19 protein-coding genes and 1 riboswitch are annotated in these 20,534 nt (G+C 68.4%); of the genes, 13 read left to right on the top strand and 6 right to left on the bottom strand.

Features of this window, described 5'->3' with window-relative positions:
• Positions 1–36: 36 nt before the first annotated feature.
• From EG885_RS11990 to cobJ, 7 genes are read left to right on the top strand one after another with little or no spacing between them, the layout of a single operon-like run.
• Positions 37–432, top strand: a complete 396-nt coding sequence (locus EG885_RS11990) for a DUF1636 family protein (protein ID WP_131574796.1) — start codon at positions 37–39, stop codon at positions 430–432.
• A complete protein-coding gene (cobW, locus tag EG885_RS11985) occupies positions 432–1,490 on the top strand; it encodes a cobalamin biosynthesis protein CobW (protein WP_131574794.1) in 1,059 nt (352 codons plus the stop codon). The genes EG885_RS11990 and cobW overlap by 1 nt, the downstream gene beginning before the upstream one ends.
• 13 nt (positions 1,491–1,503) lie before the next feature.
• Positions 1,504–4,701: a cobaltochelatase subunit CobN gene (gene cobN, locus EG885_RS11980; protein ID WP_131574792.1), complete on the top strand. Its 3,198-nt coding sequence runs from the start codon at positions 1,504–1,506 to the stop codon at positions 4,699–4,701.
• On the top strand, positions 4,698–5,828 hold the full coding sequence (cobG, locus tag EG885_RS11975) for a precorrin-3B synthase (protein ID WP_131574790.1): 1,131 nt from the start codon (positions 4,698–4,700) through the stop codon (positions 5,826–5,828). The genes cobN and cobG overlap by 4 nt, the downstream gene beginning before the upstream one ends.
• Positions 5,828–6,457 carry a precorrin-8X methylmutase gene (locus EG885_RS11970; RefSeq protein ID WP_131574788.1) on the top strand — a complete coding sequence of 210 codons (630 nt, stop codon included), beginning with the start codon at positions 5,828–5,830 and terminating at the stop codon, positions 6,455–6,457. The genes cobG and EG885_RS11970 overlap by 1 nt, the downstream gene beginning before the upstream one ends.
• Before the next feature lie 5 nt (positions 6,458–6,462).
• Positions 6,463–7,266, top strand: coding sequence for a precorrin-2 C(20)-methyltransferase (locus EG885_RS11965; RefSeq protein WP_131574786.1), 804 nt, complete (start codon positions 6,463–6,465; stop codon positions 7,264–7,266).
• On the top strand, positions 7,263–7,997 hold the full coding sequence (gene cobJ / locus EG885_RS11960) for a precorrin-3B C(17)-methyltransferase (protein ID WP_131574783.1): 735 nt from the start codon (positions 7,263–7,265) through the stop codon (positions 7,995–7,997). The genes EG885_RS11965 and cobJ overlap by 4 nt, the downstream gene beginning before the upstream one ends.
• Here cobJ and EG885_RS11955 read toward each other — a convergent pair.
• A complete protein-coding gene (locus EG885_RS11955) occupies positions 7,967–8,713 on the bottom strand; it encodes a cobalt-precorrin-6A reductase (RefSeq protein ID WP_131574817.1) in 747 nt (248 codons plus the stop codon). The genes cobJ and EG885_RS11955 overlap by 31 nt on opposite strands.
• A gap of 1 nt (position 8,714) precedes the next feature.
• On the opposite strand from EG885_RS11955, the gene cbiE reads away from it, so the two are divergent.
• The 6 genes from cbiE (at position 8,715) to cobF (ending at position 14,100) form a co-directional block, all read left to right on the top strand.
• A complete protein-coding gene (gene cbiE / locus EG885_RS11950) occupies positions 8,715–9,902 on the top strand; it encodes a precorrin-6y C5,15-methyltransferase (decarboxylating) subunit CbiE (RefSeq protein WP_131574781.1) in 1,188 nt (395 codons plus the stop codon).
• On the top strand, positions 9,899–10,267 hold the full coding sequence (locus tag EG885_RS11945; RefSeq protein WP_131574778.1) for a cobalamin biosynthesis protein: 369 nt from the start codon (positions 9,899–9,901) through the stop codon (positions 10,265–10,267). The genes cbiE and EG885_RS11945 overlap by 4 nt, the downstream gene beginning before the upstream one ends.
• Entirely contained in the window at positions 10,264–11,052 is a 789-nt protein-coding gene (gene cobM, locus EG885_RS11940; protein ID WP_131574776.1) for a precorrin-4 C(11)-methyltransferase, read from the top strand. The genes EG885_RS11945 and cobM overlap by 4 nt, the downstream gene beginning before the upstream one ends.
• Positions 11,049–12,398, top strand: a complete 1,350-nt coding sequence (locus EG885_RS11935) for a cobyrinic acid a,c-diamide synthase CobB (protein ID WP_131574773.1) — start codon at positions 11,049–11,051, stop codon at positions 12,396–12,398. The genes cobM and EG885_RS11935 overlap by 4 nt, the downstream gene beginning before the upstream one ends.
• A gap of 51 nt (positions 12,399–12,449) precedes the next feature.
• Positions 12,450–12,668, top strand: a riboswitch (cobalamin riboswitch).
• 35 nt (positions 12,669–12,703) lie between these two features.
• Positions 12,704–13,369: an energy-coupling factor ABC transporter permease gene (locus EG885_RS11930; RefSeq protein ID WP_131574771.1), complete on the top strand. Its 666-nt coding sequence runs from the start codon at positions 12,704–12,706 to the stop codon at positions 13,367–13,369.
• The gene (gene cobF / locus EG885_RS11925) at positions 13,366–14,100 is read left to right on the top strand and encodes a precorrin-6A synthase (deacetylating) (protein WP_131574768.1); all 735 of its coding nucleotides are present in this window, start codon (positions 13,366–13,368) and stop codon (positions 14,098–14,100) included. Before EG885_RS11930 ends, cobF begins: the two co-directional genes overlap by 4 nt.
• Here cobF and EG885_RS11920 read toward each other — a convergent pair whose 3' ends face one another.
• From EG885_RS11920 to flaF, 5 genes are all read right to left on the bottom strand, one after another.
• Positions 14,101–15,300 carry a CAP domain-containing protein gene (locus EG885_RS11920; RefSeq protein ID WP_165571124.1) on the bottom strand — a complete coding sequence of 400 codons (1,200 nt, stop codon included), beginning with the start codon at positions 15,298–15,300 and terminating at the stop codon, positions 14,101–14,103.
• A 147-nt stretch (positions 15,301–15,447) separates the two neighbouring features.
• Entirely contained in the window at positions 15,448–18,786 is a 3,339-nt protein-coding gene (gene carB, locus EG885_RS11915) for a carbamoyl-phosphate synthase large subunit (protein ID WP_131574764.1), read from the bottom strand.
• A gap of 151 nt (positions 18,787–18,937) precedes the next feature.
• Positions 18,938–19,753: a DUF1217 domain-containing protein gene (locus EG885_RS11910; RefSeq protein WP_131574762.1), complete on the bottom strand. Its 816-nt coding sequence runs from the start codon at positions 19,751–19,753 to the stop codon at positions 18,938–18,940.
• A gap of 7 nt (positions 19,754–19,760) precedes the next feature.
• On the bottom strand, positions 19,761–20,165 hold the full coding sequence (flbT, locus tag EG885_RS11905; RefSeq protein ID WP_131574759.1) for a flagellar biosynthesis repressor FlbT: 405 nt from the start codon (positions 20,163–20,165) through the stop codon (positions 19,761–19,763).
• Complete coding sequence (gene flaF, locus EG885_RS11900) at positions 20,162–20,527, bottom strand: flagellar biosynthesis regulator FlaF (RefSeq protein ID WP_242679628.1); 366 nt, start codon at positions 20,525–20,527, stop codon at positions 20,162–20,164. The genes flbT and flaF overlap by 4 nt, the downstream gene beginning before the upstream one ends.
• Positions 20,528–20,534: the final 7 nt, after the last annotated feature.

The raw sequence follows: 20,534 nt of genomic DNA, 5'->3' as shown, positions 1-20,534 counted from the left end.
CCTTTCGTCCCTTGGCTTTGAAGGGAATGGACCGCGATGCGCGCCGTCTTGCATGTCTGCACCACCTGCCGCGAGGTCGCGACCGAGGCCGATCCGATGGCCGATCCCGCGACCGATCCCGATGCGCCCCGCCCCGGCGCCCTGCTGCATGCCGCCCTGTCGGATGCCGCCCCCGAGGGGGTCGAGATCCGCGGCGTCGAATGCCTGTCGGCCTGTTCGCAAGGCTGTTCGGTCGCGCTGTCGGGCACGGGCAAATGGACCTATGTCTATGGCCGTCTGACGCCTGCCGATTGCGCCGATATTCTGGCGGGCGCCTCGGCCTATGCTGCCAGTGCCGACGGCATCGTGCCTTGGCGCGAACGCCCGGTGATCTTTCGCAAGCAGAGCCTTGCCCGCATCCCCCCGCATACCCCCCTACAGGAGCGACGCTGATGACCACTTTGCCCAAAGGTGATCTGACCAAGACCCCCGTCACCGTGATCACCGGCTTTCTGGGGTCGGGGAAAACCACGCTGATCCGCCACCTGATGCAGAACCCGCAGGGGCTGCGGCTGGCGGTGCTGGTCAATGAATTCGGCACGATGGGCGTCGATGGCGACATCCTGAAGGGCTGCGCCGACGACAATTGCCCCGCCGAGAACATCATGGAGTTGTCGAACGGCTGCATCTGCTGCACCGTGGCCGATGATTTCATCCCCACGCTGGAACGGCTGATGGCCCTGCCGGTGAAACCCGACCATATCCTGATCGAGACCTCGGGGCTGGCGCTGCCGAAACCGCTGCTCAAGGCCTTCGACTGGCCCGCGATCCGGTCGCGGATCACCGTCGATGGCGTGATCGCGCTGGCCGATGCCGAAGCGGTGGCCGCGGGGCGCTTTGCCCCCGATGTGGCGGCGGTCGATGCCCAACGCGCCGCCGATGACAGTCTGGATCACGAGACACCCCTGTCCGAGGTGTTCGAGGATCAGATCAGTTGCGCCGACGTGATCCTGCTGACCAAGGCCGATCTGGCCGGACCCGAGGGCATCGCCAGGGCTCGCGCCGTGATCGAGGCCGAACTGCCCCGCAAGCTGCCGATTCTGACGGTGACCGAAGGCCTGATCGACCCGCGCCTGATCCTGGGCCTGAACGCCGCCGCCGAAGACGACATCGACGCCCGGCCCAGCCATCATGACGGCGCCGACGATCACGAACACGAGGATTTCGACACGATCGTCATCGAGTTGCCCGAGATCACCGACCCCGCCGATCTGGCCGCCCGCATCGCGCGGCTGGCATCCGAACAGAACATCCTGCGGGTCAAGGGCCATGTCGCGGTGGCGGGCAAGCCGATGCGCCTGCTGGTGCAGGCCGTGGGCGGTCGCGTGCGTCACCAGTATGACCGCCCCTGGGGCCAACAGCCGCGCGTCTCGCGCCTTGTGGTCATCGCGGAACATGACGACGTGAACCCCGACGCGATCCGCGCCGTGCTAGAGGGCGTGCCCGCATGACCGGTCCCACCTGATGCATGTCATCTTCCGCGAACAGGTCGGTCTGGATCAGACCGACACCCCCTATGATCCGGGCCAGACGCCCGGCGATCTGGTCGTGCTGTCATTCTCGGACAGCGATCTGGGGGCGTTTGCGGCGGGATGGAAACGGGCGGCGGGCGGTCTGCCCCCGGTCCGGCTGTGCAATCTGGTGGCTTTGCGTCATCCGGTCTCGGTCGATACCTATGTCGATCAGACCCTGTCGGGCGCGCGCGGCATCCTGATCCGGCTGATCGGGGGAGAGGCCTATTGGCCCTATGGGCTGGCCTCGGTCGCCGATCTGGCGCGCAGGCGCGGCATCGCGCTGGCGGTGCTGCCCGCCGACGGGCGCGACGATGCGCGGCTGGACGATCTGTCCACCGTGCCCGCCTCGGTCCTGCGCGTGCTGCGCCGCCATTGCGATCAGGGCGGGGCTGTGGCCGCGCAGGCGGCGCTGGCGCAGATGGCCATCGCCTCGGGGTTGGAGGCCGCGCCGGTGCCGGGCATCAAGACGCTGCCGCAGATGGGGTTCTATGATCCCGATGCCGGGGTGATCGACACGCCGGGCCAGCCTGCGGCGCTGGTGACCTTCTACCGCAGCTGGCTGGCCGCCGCCGACATGGCCGCCATCGACGGGTTGATCCGCGCGCTGCGGGCCAGGGGCATCGCGGCCATCGGCGCCTTTGCGGCCTCGCTCAAGGCGCCGGGACTGGCGGACTGGCTGCGCGCGGCCCTGCCGGTCCCGCCCGCGCTGGTCGTGAATGCCACAGGCTTTTCGGCGGGCTCCGAGGCCCCCTTTGCTCCCTTCCCCGGCCCGGTCTTTCAGGTGGCCCTATCCACCAATCGCAGGCGGGAATGGGCGGTGGCGGAACGCGGGCTGTCGCCCTCGGATCTGGCGATGAACGTGGTCCTGCCCGAGGTCGATGGCCGGATCTTTGCCGGTGTCGTCAGTTTCAAATCGCCCGAGCGGCGCGACCCCGATCTGCAATATTCCCGCTTTGCCCATCGCCCCGATCCCGCGCTGATGACGGCGGCGGTGGACCGGATCGCGGCATGGGCGCGGCTGGCGCAGGTGCCGGTGCCCGACCGGCGAGTGGCGCTGGTCCTGTCCACCTATCCGGGGCGCGACTGGCAGATCGCCCATGCGGTCGGTCTGGACGCCCCCGCCTCGGCGGCAGCGGTGGCGGGGATGCTGGCCGATGCCGGATATGACGTGCCCCCCGGCCCGGCCATGCCCGAAGGCACCGTGGCATGGCCGCTGGACGATTACCGCACGGCGCTGGCCCGCCTGCCGCAGGCGCTGCGGGACGATCTGCTGGCCGCATGGGGCACGCCCGAGACCGACCCCGATTGCCGCGACGGCGCGTTCCATCTGCGCGTGGCGCAGCGCGGAAACCTGTGGCTGGCCCTGCAGCCCGAACGCAGCCACCCCGAGGGCCGCGAGGACAGCTATCACGACCTGACCCGCGTGCCCCGCCACGCCTATGTCGCCTTCTATCTGTGGCTGGCCGAACAAGACCCCCATGCGCTGATCCATATGGGCGCGCATGGCACGCTGGAATGGCTGCCGGGCAAGGCGGTGGCGCTGTCGGATGCCTGCTGGCCAAGCGCCCTGACCGGGGCACTGCCGGTGATCTATCCCTTCATCGTCAACGATCCGGGCGAGGCCGCGCAGGCCAAACGCCGCATCGGGGCGGTCACGCTTGGTCATATGCCGCCGCCGATGCGGGCCAGCGCGCTGCCCCCCGGCATGGCGGGGCTGGAACGCAGCCTTGACGAATACTCGACCGCCGACGGCATGGACCCGGCGCGGCGCGACCGTCTGATCGCCACCATCCGCGACGAGGCGCGCGCCCTTGGCGTCGAGGCCGATCTGGGCATCCCGCCGGAGGCCAGCGCCGCCGAGGCGATCACCCGCATCGACCGCTTTGTCTGCGACATCAAGGAAAGCCAATATGGCGAGGGGCTGCATATCTGGGGCACCGGCTCCTGTGGCGAGGGTGAACGCCACGGCCTGATGGCGGCGCTGGACGGGCGCTTTGTCGCGCCGGGGCCGTCGGGATCGCCCAACCGGGGGCGGTCTGATGTGATGCCCACCGGGCGCAACCTTTTCAGCGTCGATCCGCGCGCGGTGCCCACGCCATCGGCCTATGCCCAGGGCGTCACGCTGGCCGAGGAATTGCTGCGCCGTCATCTGCAGGATCACGGCGACTGGCCGCAGGGGCTGGTCGTGGATCTGTGGGGCAGCGCGACCATGCGCACGGCGGGCGAGGAATTTGCCATGGCCCTGCATCTGGCGGGGCTGAAGCCGGTCTGGGACGACGGCTCGGGCCGCGTGTCGGGGGTCGAGGTGATCCCCCTGGCCCTGCTGGACCGTCCCCGGATCGACGTGACGCTGCGGGTCTCGGGGCTGTTTCGCGACGTGTTCCCGGTGCTGGCGCAGCTGTTCCAGACCGGCGCCGCGACGCTGGCCGGTCGGGACGAGGCCCCCGACATGAACCCCTATGCGGCGGGGGCGCGGGTGTTCGGGCCGCAGCCCGGGCAATATGGTCTGGGCATGGGCACCGCCCCCGACAGCTTTACCGATGCCGCCCGCGCGGCGGCGGGCGAGGCGTGGATCGCGGCATCAAGCTGGGCGATCGGCGCGGATGGGGTCAGCCACGAGGCCCGCGACCAGCTGGAAAGCCGGCTGAACCGCGCCGACAGCTTCGTCCATGCGCAGGATCTGCCCGAAAGCGATCTGTTGCTGGCCGCCGATTACGCCGCCCACGAAGCCGGTTTTGCCGCCGCCATGGCGCGGATCGGTGCGCCAACCCCGGCGCTCTATCATCTGGACGCTACCCAGCCCGACCGCCCCCGCGCCCGCACCCTGACCGAGGAAATCGCCCGCACCACCCGCGCCCGCGCCGCCGATCCCGCTTGGGCCGATGCGATGACCGCCCACGGATATCGCGGCGCGGCGGAAATCGCCGCCACGCTGGACCATATGGCGGCCTTTGCCCATCTGGCAGGCGCGGTGCCGCCGCATCTGTTCGATCTGTATCACGACGCCACCCTTGGCCGCCCCGAGATCCTGGCCTTCATGGCCCATGCCAACCCCGCCGCGCTGGAGGCGATGCGCGATCTGTTTCGCCGACTGGCCAAGGCCGGGCTGTGGGTGACGCGGCGCAATTCGATCGCGGCCACGCTATGAGCGCGGGTGACGGCCAGATCGGGGGCCAGATCAAAGGCTGGTGCCCCGGCGCGCTGCAACCGATGGAATCCGGCGATGGCTGGGTGGTGCGCATCCGCCCCCCCGGCGGGCGTCTGGACGCCGCACAGGCCGGGGCGATCGCGGATGGGGCCTGTGCCCATGGCAATGGCGTGATCGAGCTGACGGGCCGCGCCAACCTGCAGCTGCGCGGCGTGACCCCCGCCAGCCATGCGCCGCTGATCGCCGCGCTGCGCGCCCATGGGCTGGTCGATGCGGATGCGGCGACCGAGGCGCGGCGCAACATCCTTGTGACCCCTTATGCCGACCCGCAGACGGATGCCCTGGCAAGCGATCTGGCCGCCGCGCTGGCCGCCAGCGGGCTGACCCTGCCGTCGAAATTCGGCTTTGCTGTCGATCCCGGTCCAAGCCCGGTCCTGACCCGTGACCCCGCCGATATCCGCATCGAGCGTCACGCCCAAGGTCTGATCCTGCGGGCCGAGGGGATGGCGCAGGGCGCCCCCTATCGCGGCCCGGAACAGGCGCTGGATCTGGCCCGCTGGTTTCTGGATCAGGGCGGCGCGCCGGACGGGCGGGGCCGGATGGCAGCGCTGATCGCGCGCAGCACCCGTCCCCCCGGCGCCACGCTGGCCGCGCCCGCCGCCACCCCACAGCCCGGTCCCGGCGCCACGCCCCAGGGCATGCTGGCGGCGCTGGAATTCGGACAGATCCCCTCCGACACGCTGCGCCGCCTTGCCCGGCTTGGCCCCCTGCGCCTGACACCATGGCGGATGGTTCTGGTGACCGGCACCCGCAGCCTGCCTGTCCTGCCGGGCGTGATTCTGGACCCCCGTGACCCGGCCCTTGGCCTGCGGGCCTGCCCCGGTGCGCCCGCCTGCCCGCAGGCCCATGCTGCCACCCGTCCGCTGGCACGCGCCCTTGCCGGGCTGGTGCCCGAGGGCGCGGTGCTGCATGTGTCGGGCTGCACCAAGGGTTGCGGCTGGCCACGCGCGGCGGATATCACCCTGACCGCGACCGCTGCGGGGTTCGACCTGATCCGCCATGGCCGCGCCTCTGATCCTGCAACCCTGCGCGGGTTGCATGCCCTGCAATTGCCGAAGGTTCTGTGATGCCCCATGATTACGAAAAGGACGGCGCCGCGATCTATCGCCAGTCCTTTGCCACCATCCGGGCCGAGGCCGATCTGGACGGATTTGACGCAGACGAGGAACCCGTCGTCGTGCGCATGATCCATGCCGCGGGGCTGGTCGGGCTGGAACATGACGTGCGCTTTACCCCCGGCATGGCCACCGCCGCCCGCGCCGCCCTGGCCGAAGGTGCGCCGATCCTGTGCGATGCGCGCATGGTCAGCGAGGGGATCACCAAGGCTCGCCTGCCCGCCGGAAATCAGGTGATCTGCACCCTGAACGACCCCCGTGTGCCGCAGATGGCGGCACAGGCGGGCAACACCCGCAGCGCCACCGCATTGGAGCTGTGGCGCCCGCATCTGGGCGGCGCGGTGGTGGCGATCGGCAATGCGCCCACCGCGCTGTTCCATCTGCTGAACATGCTGGAAGACCCCGACTGTCCCCGCCCCGCCGCCATCATCGGCTGCCCGGTGGGTTTTGTGGGCGCGGCGGAATCCAAGGATGCGCTGATGGCCGCACCCCCCGCGCCTGCGGTCATCGTGCGCGGGCGTCTTGGCGGGTCCGCCATCACCGTCGCCGCGATCAACGCGCTGGCCAGCCGGAAGGAATGAGGGCGATGGGCCAGATCATCTGCGCAGGGCTGGGGCCGGGCGATCCCGACCTGATCTCGGTCCGGGCGGACCGGGCGATCCGGGGGGCACGGCATGTGGCCTATTTCCGCAAGCCCGGACGGCAGGGACAGGCCCGCCGCATCGTCGAAGGGATGCTGGCCCCCGACGCCGTCGAATATCCGATGGAATACCCCGTCACGACGGAGATCCCCTTTGACAGCCCGGTCTATAACGACCTGCTGTCGGCCTTTTACGATGACTGGGCCGACCGGCTGGCGGCGTTGGCCCGGGACGCCGATGTCGTGGTGCTGTGCGAGGGGGATCCGTTTCTCTACGGCTCGTTCATGCATCTCTATGTGCGGCTGAAGGACCGGGCGCAGGTCGCGGTCATCCCCGGCATTCCCGGCATGGTCGGCTGCTGGAATGCCAGCGGCACGCCGATGACATGGGGCGATGACGTGCTGACCGTGCTGATGGGCACCCTGCCCGAGGACGATCTGGCGCGTCACATGGCGGGCAGCGACGCGCTGGTCATCATGAAGACCGGGCGCCATCTGCCCCGCGTGCGCCGCGCGCTGGCGGCGGCGGGACGGCTGGACGATGCGCTGCTGGTCGAACGCGGCACCATGCCCGGCCAGCGCATCGCCCGGCTGGCCGATGTCATGGCCGAGGATTGCCCCTATTTCGCCATCGTGCTGGTCCATGGCCGGGGCCGCCGTCCGGTGGCCCTGCCCGATGGCGCCCGCCCCGATGCGGGCTTGCCGGATGTCCCCCTGCCCCACGCTCCCCTGCCCGGTGCAGCCGAATGACCGGCTGGATCGCCGTCGCGGGTCTGGGACCGGGCTCGGACGCGCTGGTCACCCCCGAGGTGACGACGGCGCTGGATCAGGCGACCGATATCGTGGGCTATATTCCCTATGTCGCGCGGGTGGCGCCCCGAGCCGGGCTGGTCCTGCATCCGTCCGACAACCGGGTCGAGCTGGACCGGGCGCGGCTGGCTTTGCGGCTGGCGGCGGACGGGCGGCGGGTGGTCATCGTGTCATCGGGCGATCCCGGCGTCTTCGCGATGGCCTCGGCTTTGTTCGAGGCGGTCGAGGCCACCGGCACCGATCCCGACATCCGCATCCTGCCCGGCATCACCGCGATGCTGGCGGCAGCGGCGCGGGCGGGGGCGCCCCTGGGCCATGATTTCTGCGCCATCAACCTGTCGGACAATCTGAAACCCTTTGCGCTGATCGAACAGCGCCTGCGCCATGCCGCGCGGGGCGATTTCGCGATGGCCTTTTACAACCCCCGTTCGGCCAGCCGCCCCGAAGGGTTCGCCCGCGTGCTGGAAATTTTGCACGAGGAATGCGGCCCCGACCGCCTGATCATATTTGCCCGCGCCGTCAGCACCCCGGACGAGGCGCTGCGCGTCGTCACGTTGGCCGAGGCGCGGCCCGAGATGGCCGATATGCGCACCGTCGTCATCGTCGGCAATGCCGCGACCCGACGGGTGGGGCGGTGGGTCTATGCTCCGCGCAGTGTGGGGGCGGTCTGATGCAGCCAGTCCAGCGCCTGCTGCGGCGTGGCAACCACATCGGCGCCGGACATAGCGGGCCGGTCGATCATCACGACCTGCACCCCCAGTTCGCGCGCGGCCTGCAGCTTGGCGCTGGCGCCCGCGCCGCCGCTGTTCTTGGCGACGAGATGGGTGATGCGATGCGCAGCCATCAGGGTGCGGTCGCCCTCGGGGTCGAACGGACCGCGCGCGATCACCACCTGCGCGCGGGGCAAGGGCACAGTCTCGGGCGGATCGACCAGACGCAGCAGCCAGTCATGCGGCAGGGCGGCAAAGGGCGTCAGGGTCTGCTTGCCGATGGCCAGAAAGACCCGCGCCGGATCGGGCGGCAGGGCTGCGACCGCGCCCGCAATGTCAGGCACATGGGTCCAGCGATCCCCCGGCCCTGCGCGCCATTCGGGGCGTTGCAGCACCAGCAGCGCTATCCCCTGCGCGGCGCAGGCGATCTGCGCATTGCGGCTGATCTGCGCGGCAAAGGGATGGGTCGCGTCGATCACATGGCTGATCCGCCGATCCCGCAGCCATGCTGCCAGCCCCTCGGGGCCACCGAAACCGCCGATCCGCACGGCCAGCGGCTGCGCGACCGGCGCCGCCGTGCGCCCGGCATAGGAAAACACCGCATCGACGCCCGCATCCGCCAGCAGCTGCGCCATGCGGCTGGCCTCGGTCGTGCCTCCCAGCAGCAGGACGCGCATCATGTCTGACCCCTGGCTGTCGATCATCGGCATGGGCGAGGATGGACCGGCGGGCCTGTCCGATGCAAGCCGCCGCGCGCTGGCCGGGGCAAGTGTGGTCTTTGGTGGGCCGCGTCATCTGGCGCTGGCGGATATGGGTGCGCGGGGGCGGGCCTGGCCGGTGCCCTTCGATCCCGCGCCGCTGCTGGCGCTGCGGGGGCAGCCGGTGGCGGCGCTGGTCTCGGGCGATCCGTTCTGGTGCGGGGCGGGGGGCAGTCTGGCCGCCCGGCTGGCCCCCGGGGAATGGCGCGCCTTTCCAGCGCCGGGGGTCATCTCTCTGGCCGCCGCGCGGCTTGGCTGGCGGCTGGAGGATTGCGTGACCCTGGGCCTGCACGCGGCGCCCTTTGCACGGCTGCGCCCGCATCTGGCGCGCGGCTGCAGGATCATTGCGACCCTGCGCGACGGCGACGGCCCCGCAGCGCTGGCCGCATGGCTGGTGGCGCAAGGGGCGGGGGCGACACGATTGATCGTGATGGAGCGTTTGGGTGGGCCGTCCGAACGGGTCCGCCACGCCCCCGCCGATGGGTTTGCGATGGATTGTGCCGCACCCGTGGCCGTGGCGTTGGATGGGGCCGATCTGCCGCGCGGCTTCGGCCTGCCGGCGTCGCCGGGCCGCCCCGAGGCGCTGTTCGCCCATGACGGCCAGATCACCAAATCGCCCATCCGCGCCCTGACGCTGGCGGCGCTGGAACCCCGCCCCGGGGCGCTGCTGTGGGATGTCGGGGGCGGCTCGGGCTCGGTCTCGGTCGAATGGGTGCTGGCCGGGGGACGCGCCCTGACCATCGAGCCGCGCGCCGACCGCATCGCGAATATCCGTGCCAATATCGACGCCTTCGGGCTGGCCGGGCGGATGACCGAGGTCCATGGCGCGGCGCCGGACGCCTTGGCCGACCTGACCGATCCCGACGCCGTGTTTCTGGGCGGCGGCGCCAACCCGGCCCTTGCCGCCGCGCTGTGGGACCGCCTGCCTCCCGGCGCGCGGCTGGTGGCCAATGCCGTCACGCTGGAGACCGAGGCTTTGCTGGCCGATCTGCACGCGCGCCATGGCGGCCGCCTGCTGCGGCTGGACATCGCCGAGGCGCAGCCTCTGGGCCGGATGCGCGGCTGGACCGCCGCCCGCCCCGTCGTGCAATGGGCCGTCACGCGATGAGGCCCCCGTTCCGCATCGCCCCCCACCGCATCGCCGGGATCGGCTGTCGCCCCGGCACGCCGTTGCAGGCGTTGAAAATTGCCCTGAGCGCCATGGGCGGGGCCGACGTACTGGCAACCATCCCCGATCGCGCATCCGACCTGCGCCCGCTGGCCACGGCCCTGAACCTGCCGCTGCATCTGGTCGCGGTGGCGGGCATCGTCACGCCGACGCAATCGCCGCGCATTCTGGCCCTTCACGCCACCGGATCGGTGGCCGAGGCCGCCGCCATCGCCGCAGCCCAGCCTCGGGGGGGCAGGCTGGTCCAGACCCGCCGCACCTTCGGCACCGTCACCATCGCCATCGCCATCGCAGAGGTTTCATGACCGTCCATTTCATCGGCGCAGGCCCCGGCGCGCCCGACCTGATCACCCTGCGTGGGCGCGATCTGATCGCGGCCTGCCCGGTTTGTCTGTATGCAGGCAGCCTTGTGCCGCCCGCCCTGCTGGCCCATTGCCCTACGGGCGCGCGGATCGTGAACACCGCCGCGCTGAGCCTTGATCAGATCATCAACGAGATGGCGCAGGCTCATGCGGCGGGGCTTGACGTGGCGCGGCTGCATTCGGGCGATCTGTCGGTCTGGTCGGCGATGGGCGAACAGCTGCGCCGCCTGCGGGCCTTGGACATTCCGGTTCATGTGGTGCCGGGCGTGCCGTCCTTTGCCGCCGCCGCCGCCGCGCTGCAGGCGGAACTGACGCTGCCCGGCCTTGCCCAATCGGTGGTCCTGACCCGGACGCCGGGGCGGGCATCCGCCATGCCTGCGGGCGAAAGCCTGACCGCATTCGGCGCGACCGGGGCGACGCTGGCGATCCATCTGTCGATCCACGCGCTGGACCGGGTGGTCGCCGATCTGACGCCCCATTACGGCCCTGACTGTCCGGTCGCGGTGGTCTGGCGGGCCAGCTGGCCTGACCAACGGCTGATCCGCGCCACGCTGGCCACCATTCAGGCGCAGGCCCAGGGCATCGACCGCACCGCGCTGATCCTTGTCGGCCCGGCATTGGCGGGCGAGGGGTTCGACGACAGCCGCCTTTACGCCGCCGATTACGACCGCCGTTACCGACCCATCGGCCCCGACCCAAGATTTCCTGACCCGAGGTTTCCCGAATGACCGCCACCACCCCCGCCCCGATGGTTCCGGGCCTGATGATTTCGGCCCCTGCCTCGGGGACGGGCAAGACGATGCTGATGCTGGGCCTGCTGACGGCGCTGCGGCGCAAGGGGCTGGGGGTGCAGCCGTTCAAATCCGGCCCCGATTACATCGACCCGGGGTTTCATCTGGCGGCCTCGGGGCGGGCCAGCTTCAATCTGGATGCCTGGGCGATGGAGCCGGGGCGCATCGCCGCCCATGTCACGGGCCAGCCCACAGCCGATCTGGTGCTGGCCGAAGGCTCAATGGGCCTGTTCGACGGGGTCGCCAAGGCGGGGGAAACCGGCATCGGTTCCAGCGCCGAGATCGCGGTGATGATGGGCTGGCCGGTGGTTCTGGTGGTGGATGTGGGCGGGCAGGCACAATCGGCGGCGGCGACCGCGCGCGGCTTTGCGACGCTGCGCCCCGATCTGCCGTTCGCGGGGGTGGTGCTGAACCGCGTCGCCTCGGCCCGGCACGAGGCGCTGATCCGCGAAGGGATGGTCGAGGCCGGCATCCGCGTGCTGGGCGCCCTGCCCCGACAGGGCAACATCACCCTGCCCGAACGCCATCTGGGACTGGTGCAGGCCGAGGAGACCGCAGGCCTGCAGGCCATTCTGGACCATGCGGGCGATTTCGTGGGCGCGCATTGCGATCTGGATGCGATCGTGGCGGCGGCGGCCTGCCGCGCCCTGCCCGACAGCGCCCCCGCCCTGCCCCTGACGCCGCCCGGCATGCGCATCGCGCTGGCCCGCGACGCGGCCTTCAGCTTTGTCTATCCGCATGTGGTCGAGGCGTGGCGGCGCGCGGGGGCGACGCTTCTACCCTTTTCGCCGCTGGCCGACGAAGGGCCGGATGACAGCGCCGATTGCTGCTGGCTGCCCGGCGGCTATCCCGAACTGCACGCCCCCCGGCTGGCCGCCTGCGACGGCTTTCGCCGCGCCATGCACCGCTTTGCGGCCACCCGGCCGGTGCATGGCGAATGCGGCGGATACATGACGCTTGGCGCAGGACTTGTGGATGCGGCGGGGGATCGCCACCAGATGCTTGGGCTGCTGGGGTTGGAGACCAGCTATGCCAAGCGCCGGATGCATCTGGGATACCGTCGGGCGCAACCGCTGCAACCCCTGCCCGGGCTGGGGGTGCAGCCGCTGCGGGGGCACGAATTCCACTATGCCTCGATCCTGTCCCAGCCCGATGCGGCGCTGGCCCGCGTCACCGATGCCACCGGCGCCGAGGTTGCGGAAACCGGCAGCAGGGTTGCGATGCCGGGTGGCGGGCAGGTCACCGGCACCTTCTTTCACCTGATCGCCCCCGCCCGGACGTAACGCACCCGGACCTGATCACGGGACGGCTTGACGCAAGCTCGCCCTTCCCGTCTAGGTAAGGGTCTGAATGGTGCCCGTCAGACGCGACCCGCGTCGGGCTTCATCGGGAATGGGGAAGGGCGGACCCAATCGCGGCGCCCGAAGCCTCAGCCGCCCCCGCGACTGTATGCGGAGAGCGCGCGTCACCAGATGCCACTGGAGCGATCCGGGAAGGCCGACGCAGCGCCCTGACCCGCAAGCCAGGAAACCGGCCATGTCAGGCAACCTTCCCGCCGTCGGGTGTGACGGCCATCGGAGACTGGACCATGCATATCGAAGAGGGCGTCGTGACCGGCGCCAAGATCATCCTCAGCTATGCCACGGCCGCAACGGCGGGGGTGTATTCCCTGAAACTGGCGCTGGACGCCGTGCGGGCGCAGGGCGCGGCCTCGCTGGCCGGGCGCGCCGCGCTGGCCAGCGCGCTGACCTTCGTGTTCTTTCAGGTGCTGCCCACATGGCCCGTCGGCGTGTCCGAGGTGCATCTGATCCTGGGCTCGACCCTGTTTCTGCTGTTCGGGGCCGCACCTGCAGCGATCGGGCTGTCCTTGGGGCTGCTGGCACAGGGGCTGTTCTTTGCGCCCTTCGATCTGCCGCAATACGGGATGAACGTCACCACGCTGCTGGTGCCTTTGTTCGCGGTCAGGGCGCTGGCGGGGCGCATCATCGCGCCGGGCACGGCCTATGTGGATCTGCGCTATGGTCAGGCGCTGGCGCTGTCGACCGCCTATCAGGGCGGGATCGTGGCATGGGTCGCCTTCTGGGCGTTCTATGGTCAGGGGGCCGAGGCCTTGGCGGGCGTGCTGTCCTTTGGCGCCGCCTATCTGCTGGTCATCGCGTTGGAGCCGCTGGTCGATCTGGCCGTGCTGGCCGGAGCCAAAGCCTCGCGCGGCTTGCGCGGCAGCGGTCTGGTCACGCCGCGCCTTTACGCATGATCCGACTGGTTCTGATCGGGATCGGCACGGGCCATCCCGACCACCTGACATTGCAGGGCGTCCGCGCCCTGCAACAGGCCGATCTGGTCCTGATCCCGCTGAAAGGCGCCGAGAAAGAGGATCTGGCCCATCTGCGGCTGGCGATGCTGGACCGGCACCGCCCCGGCGGCGCGGTGGCCACGGTCGATCTGCCCCGACGCGCGGCGGATGGCGATTATCTGGAGGCGGTCGATCGCTGGCACGATGCCATCGCATCGGCCTGGAGCAGTGCGGTCAGCAAGGCCCTGCCGCAGGGGGGCACCGTCGCGCTGCTGGTCTGGGGCGATCCGTCGCTGTATGACAGCAGCCTGCGGATCGCCGCGCGGCTGGACTGGCCGGCTCAGGTCATCCCCGGCATCACCGCGGTGCAGGCGCTGTGCGCGGCCCATGCCATCCCGCTAAATGCACTGGGCGCGCCCGTCCAGATCACCACCGGACGCCGCCTGCGCGATCACGGCTGGCCCGAGGGCTGCGACCGCGTGATCGTCATGCTGGACGGCGCCTGCGCCTTTGCCGATCTGCAACCCGAAGGCGTGCGGATCTGGTGGGGTGCCTATCTGGCGATGCCCGAACAGCTGCTGGAGGCCGGACCCTTGGCCGAGGCCGCCCCCCGCATCATCGCCGCACGGGCGGCGGCGCGGGCGGCACATGGCTGGATCATGGACTGCTATCTGCTGGCAAAGGACGCCTGATCAGAACAGGAAGATGTCGTCGGCCACATCCTGCCGCGTCAGATCGGGGTTCAGCAGCACGATCCGGTTGCCCGAACCCAGATCGATCACCACCCCCTGATCCGTCTCGGTGACGCGGTTGTTCACAAAGCCGGTCACATTCGGACCAACCAGACCCCTGGCGATCATGATCCGGTCGATATCGGGCTGAAAATCCAGAATCGTGTCGACACCAATCGCGCCTGCAAAGACGAACTGATCCGCCCCCGCACCGCCGCGCAGCTGGTCATTGCCCGGCCCGCCGATCAGCGTGTCATTGCCCATGTCGCCGTTCAGGCTGTCATTGCCAAAGCCGCCCAGCAGCAGGTCATTGCCCGCTCCGCCGAACAGCCGGTCGAATCCCATGTCTCCGGTCAGGACGTCATCGCCGTCGCCGCCCATCAGCACATCATGGCCAAAGCCCCCGGACAGACGGTCATTGCCCGCGTCGCCCATCAGGTGATCATTGCCCATCTGGCCCAGAATGACGTCATTTCCCTGCCCGCCGCTGACCGTGTCATGGCCCGCGCCCGCCACGATCCAGTCGCTGCCCTGTCCGGCAAACACCCGGTCGTTTCCGGCCCCGCGGCTGATCAGATCATTCCCGGCCGTGCCGAAATTGCCACGATGCGGTTCGCCGACCTGCGACAGCCAGGCGGCGCCATTGGGGGGCGGTACGTTCAGAACGGGCGCCGCCACGGTCGAGATGATGATGCCCGGCGCGGCGTCCAGATTGACCGGCCCAAGGGTCGAGGCGAAGTTCTGTGTCGCCATGACGATCCGCTGGCCCTGATACATCCCGGTTTCCAGCCCGACGCCCAGATAAGTGACGTTGGGGTCAAGGATGTTGGCGCGGTGGCTGGGGCTGTCCATCAGGTTCTGATGCAGCTGCCGAACCTCGTCCAGCAGCGATCCGTTCCCGTTATCCGACAGCAGCGCCAGATTTTCGGTCACCCGCCAGCTGCCCTGCAGCGGAAAATTCGCTTCCTCGATCCGGTCGCGCGCGCTGGATCCGCCCTGCCCGGTATGGCTGAAATTGCCGGTCTGCAACAGCCAGCGGCTGTGATCCTCGGACGAATCGTTCAGGCGGGTTTCCAGCGTCAGGGGCTGCAGGCCGTTCCGCCCCCGCTCGGCATTCACCAGGCTTAGAAAATAGCGTTCCGCTGCGGTCGCTTGTGACATTCGATCCATTCCCCACGCCTGTCTTGCGCGATCATAGACCAACATCTCCGCGCCGAGGGCCGCTAAATCCGGAAAATCAGACACAAGATCCGGAGCAAACCTCCGCAGGGTGGCGCTTGGGGGTCATCGCCCCCAAACGCCGTGGCCTTACGCCTGCAGCGACCGGACACCGACCTCGCCCTCTTCGCGCGACTTGATCGCCGCCACGGCCGCGATGCTGCCCGCAGCCGTGGTGAAATAGGGGATCTTGTCATACAGCGCGACGGCGCGGATCTCGCGGCTGTCGGCGATGGCCTGAACGCCCTCGGTCGTGTTCAGGACCATCGCGATGTCGTCATTCTTCAGCCGGTCGACGATGTTCGGACGCCCCTCATAGACCTTGTTCACGCGGGTCGAGGCGACCCCATGCGCATCCAGAAAATCCGCCGTCCCCGAGGTGGCCACCAGAGTAAAGCCCATCCCCACCAGATCGCGGGCGGCCTGTGCCAGCGCGTCGGTCTTGTCGCTGTCCTTGACCGACAGGAACACGCGGCCCGTATCGGGCAGGTTGGTGCCCGCGCCCATCTGCGCCTTGAGAAAGGCCCGCGCAAAGTTCCGGTCCCAGCCCATCACCTCGCCGGTCGAGCGCATTTCCGGCCCCAGCAGCGTATCGACGCCGGGGAAACGGGCAAAGGGCAGCACCGCTTCCTTGACCGAAAACCAGGGCGTGATCGGATCGGCCAGCGTCATCGGATCGGCAAAGGGCAGATCGGTTTCCGGACCCACGCCTTCGGGATAGGGCGCGCGGGCAGGAAAATTCGACATCGGCTCTCCGGCCATCAGGCGGGCGGCGATGCTGGCGATGGCGCTGTCGGTGGCCTTGGCGACAAAGGGAACGGTGCGGCTGGCGCGGGGATTGACCTCCAGCACATAGATCTCGTTGTCCTTCAGCGCGAACTGCACGTTCATCAGGCCCTTGACCTTCAGCGCGCGGGCCATCGCGGTGGTCTGAACCTTCAGTTCCGCAATGGTGGCGGCGTCCAGCGTGTGGGGCGGCAGCGAGCAGGCGCTGTCGCCCGAATGGACGCCCGCCTCCTCGATATGTTCCATGATGCCCGCGACATGGACGTTATGGCCATCGCACAGCGCATCCACGTCAACCTCGATCGCGCCCGACAGATACCTGTCCAGCAGGACCGGGCTTTTGCCGCTGACGGTCACGGCCTCGGTGATATAGCGGCGCAGGTGGTCCATATCGCGCACGATCTCCATCGCGCGGCCGCCCAGCACATAGGACGGGCGGATCACCAGCGGGAAACCGATGCGTTCAGCAATCGCGATGGCCTGTTCGTCGCTGCTGGCGATGCCGTTGATCGGCTGTTTCAGGCCCAGATCCTGCAGCAGATGCTGGAACCGCTCGCGGTCCTCGGCCAGGTCGATGGCATCGGGGGTGGTGCCCAGAATCGGGATGCCTTCGTCCTGCAGCGCATTGGCCAGTTTCAGCGGGGTCTGGCCGCCGAACTGGACGATGACGCCGTGCAGGGTGCCGTTCTGCTGTTCGGTATGCAGGATTTCCAGCACATGTTCGAAGGTCAGAGGTTCGAAATACAGCCGGTCCGAGGTGTCGTAATCGGTGCTGACCGTTTCCGGGTTGCAGTTGATCATGATCGTCTCGTAGCCCGCCTTGGTCAGCGCATAGCAGGCATGGCAGCAGCAATAGTCGAACTCGATCCCCTGCCCGATCCGGTTCGGGCCACCGCCCAGGATGACGACCTTCTTGGCCCCGGTCGGGCGCGATTCGCATTCCACATCGCCCATCGCCGGGGTTTCATAGGTGGAATACATATAGGGCGTCTGCGCCTCGAATTCGGCGGCGCAGGTGTCGATGCGCTTGAAGACCGGGCGGATATCCAGGGCGCGGCGGGCGCGGCGGATATCGGTTTCGTCGCGCTTGGTCAGGCTGGCCAGACGGGCATCGGTAAAGCCCATCATCTTGACGCGGCGCAGGCCTTCGGCATCAGTGGGAATGCCGTTTTCACGGATGACATGCTCGGCATCGATGATCTCGCGGATGCGGGCCAGAAACCACGGATCAAACTTGGTCACGCGGTGGATCTCGTCATCCGACAGGCCGAACCGCATCGCCTCGGCGATGACGCGGATGCGGTCGGGAGTGGCTTTCGACAGAGCGGCGATGACGGCGGGCTTGCCCTGTTCGCTGGCGCCCTCGATGGCGATCTCATCCAGACCGGACAGGCCGGTTTCCATCGAGGCGAGCGCCTTTTGCAGCGATTCGTGAAAGCTGCGGCCAATGGCCATGACCTCGCCCACCGATTTCATCGCCGTCGTCAGCTCGGGCTTGGAGCCGGGGAATTTCTCGAAGGCGAAGCGCGGGATCTTGGTGACGACATAGTCGATGCTGGGTTCAAAGCTGGCGGGCGTGACCTTGGTGATGTCATTGTCCAGCTCGTCCAGCGTATAGCCCACCGCCAGTTTCGCAGCGATCTTGGCGATCGGAAAACCCGTGGCCTTCGAGGCCAGCGCCGAGGACCGGCTGACGCGCGGGTTCATCTCGATCACGACCATGCGGCCATCTTCGGGATTCACGGCCCATTGGACGTTCGAGCCGCCGGTTTCCACGCCGATCTCGCGCAGAACCGCAATGCTGGCGGTGCGCATGATCTGATATTCGCGGTCGGTCAGGGTCAGCGCGGGGGCGACCGTGATGCTGTCGCCGGTATGCACGCCCATCGGATCGACGTTTTCGATGGCACAGACGATGATGGCATTGTCGTTGCGATCCCGCACGACCTCCATCTCGAATTCCTTCCAGCCCAGCAGGCTTTCGTCGATCAGCACCTGCGCCATGGGCGAGGCGTCAAGGCCCGAGCGCACGATCCGTTCGTAATCGTCGCGGTTATAGGCCACCCCGCCGCCGGTCCCGCCAAGCGTGAAGGCCGGGCGGATGATCGCGGGCAGGCCGATGTCCTCAAGCGCTTCCATGGCTTGCGCGACGCCGGTGTTGATGTCGTATTTGCCGTTCGCCAGTTTGGGGGCGGCGATGATCGTGGCCTTGGGATTTTCCAGACCGATGCGGTCCATCGCCTCGCGGAACAGCTTGCGGTCTTCGGCCATCTCGATGGCGCTGCGCTGCGCGCCGATCAGCTCGACCCCATAGCGGTTCAGCGCACCGCTGTCGGCCAGCGCCAGCGCAGTGTTCAACCCGGTCTGACCGCCCATCGTCGGCAGCAGCGCGTCGGGGCGTTCCTTGGCAATGATCTTTTCGACGATTTCGGGGGTGATCGGCTCGATATAGGTCGCGTCGGCCATTTCCGGATCGGTCATGATCGTCGCGGGGTTCGAGTTCACCAGAATAACCCGGTATCCCTCCTCGCGCAGAGCCTTGCAGGCCTGAGCACCCGAGTAATCGAATTCGCAGGCCTGCCCGATGACGATGGGCCCCGCCCCGATGATCAGGATAGACTTGATATCGGTTCTTTTCGGCATGGTTTTGGCCCCCGGGCTGGTCGTGCATCGATCGCGGCAAATCGTCCGGGGTTATAGTCCGCCACGCCTCGGGCGCAAGGTGCGGCGGCGCGCAAAGGGAAAATTGCGGGTGGGGGCGACACAAGGCGTGCTGCAGGCCATCCGACACGATTCAATTCCCGGTCAGCAGGGCCAGCGCCGCCGTGTAGCGGTTGGTGGTGGGCATCGCCGTCAGCTGCGACCGGACCATGAAGGCCTGGACCAGCTTGTCGATCCCCTCGGTCGTCGCGATCTCCTTGAATCTGGCGCTGCCCAGCACGCGTTCGGATGCGCGGGTGTACTCCTCCAGCTGCCGGTCCACGGGCAGCTGGCCATAGCTTTCGGGAAACCCGAAGGCGCCCTGAAAGACCTTCCGCAGCGGGGTGTTTCCGATGATCTCGAACCATAGCGTACGATCGGATGAGTCGCGTCCGCCCAAGCGTTGCACCTCACGCCGGGCGTTCAGCGCCAGGCGCAGATTTTCATCCGACATGCCGATCCGGCGTTCGAATTCGCGCTGCACAAAGGCGTTGCTGACCGTCCGCGCCAATTCCGCATCCGCCGCCGCATCGGCGTCAACAACCGCAGAGGCGTCCGCCGGGGGCTTGGGGGCGCCATAGCCAAAGGCCTCGGCCAGCCGCAGATAACGTTTGTCAGCCAGCCGATTCACCAGCGAGCTTTCATCTGCAACATCCGACTCGAGGATTTTTTGGATAAAAGCCTTGTTGGCGATGTCGCCCTCCAGTCCGAAAGCGGACAGCGCCGTTGACATCAGGCGATAGTCTTTGACCAGATCCTCGGCCTGCCCCGCCCTGCCGATATTCTCCTGAAAATAGGTGGTCGCGCGCAACACGATGGGATCGCGGGCGACGGCCTCGATCTGTTGCGGCTCGATCCGCTGGACGATTTTCCAGCCGGCTAATCCGGTCACGCCGATGGAAATGCTCATTGCGACCTCACTCTCGGGTGCTGGCGAACAGGCGGGCTTCGCGGGGCAGAAGGTCGCGCAGCTTGCGCATCGCCTGATAGGGGTTGGGCGCGATCGCGGCAGCAGTGGCCTCGGCCAGAAGCAGGCGGCTGTCGCGATCCTCGAATACCTGGCTGAGTTGTTCGATGGCCAGAACCAGCTGCCGCTGACCCAGGGCCGGGTCCGCATCGCCCGACAGGATCAGCTGGGCGATATAGAGCGCCCGTGACACCGGGGTCCGGGCGTTGTCGGGATGGATGGCGTCACGCAGGCGCAGCACGTGAACATTGGGCGTCGTGATCGAGATGCGCGCCCGCCGGTCGCCGTTTTCGATCACGGCGCCATTGATCAGCACCCGTTCGCGCGGCGCCAGCTTGAGGACAAGACCGCTCATGCCCTGACCTCGCCCCTCAGCCCGCGCATGATGGTCATATTGATGTCGATCAGCGCCTCGGTGGTGGCCTGTCCGGCCATGACCGCCTGCCCATGGCGGATCGCAAAACCGGCCAGAGAAATCAGGCCCGCCTTTGTCGCGTCCGGCAGGCCATTGGCCGGTTCGGCCAGATCGGTGGCGAGCAACGTCCACAGCTGGGAATTCTTGAAAACTGCCTGGATCGTCTCCTGATTGTCGGCCTTGCCCGGAGACTGGCGCAGCATGCGCGTCACACGGGAAAAGATGTCGTATTCTGCATCCCGGGGCGTGCGCAGCCCGCTGGAGCAATAGCCATTGTCGTTCAGTGGCGTGACCGCGTTCAAGATTGTG

The organism is Paracoccus nototheniae, from assembly GCF_004335005.1.
In the GTDB taxonomy this organism is placed as follows: Bacteria; Pseudomonadota; Alphaproteobacteria; order Rhodobacterales; family Rhodobacteraceae; genus Paracoccus; species Paracoccus nototheniae.
Note: the sequence above shows the minus strand (reverse complement) of the source record. Positions and strands in the feature narration are given on the sequence as shown.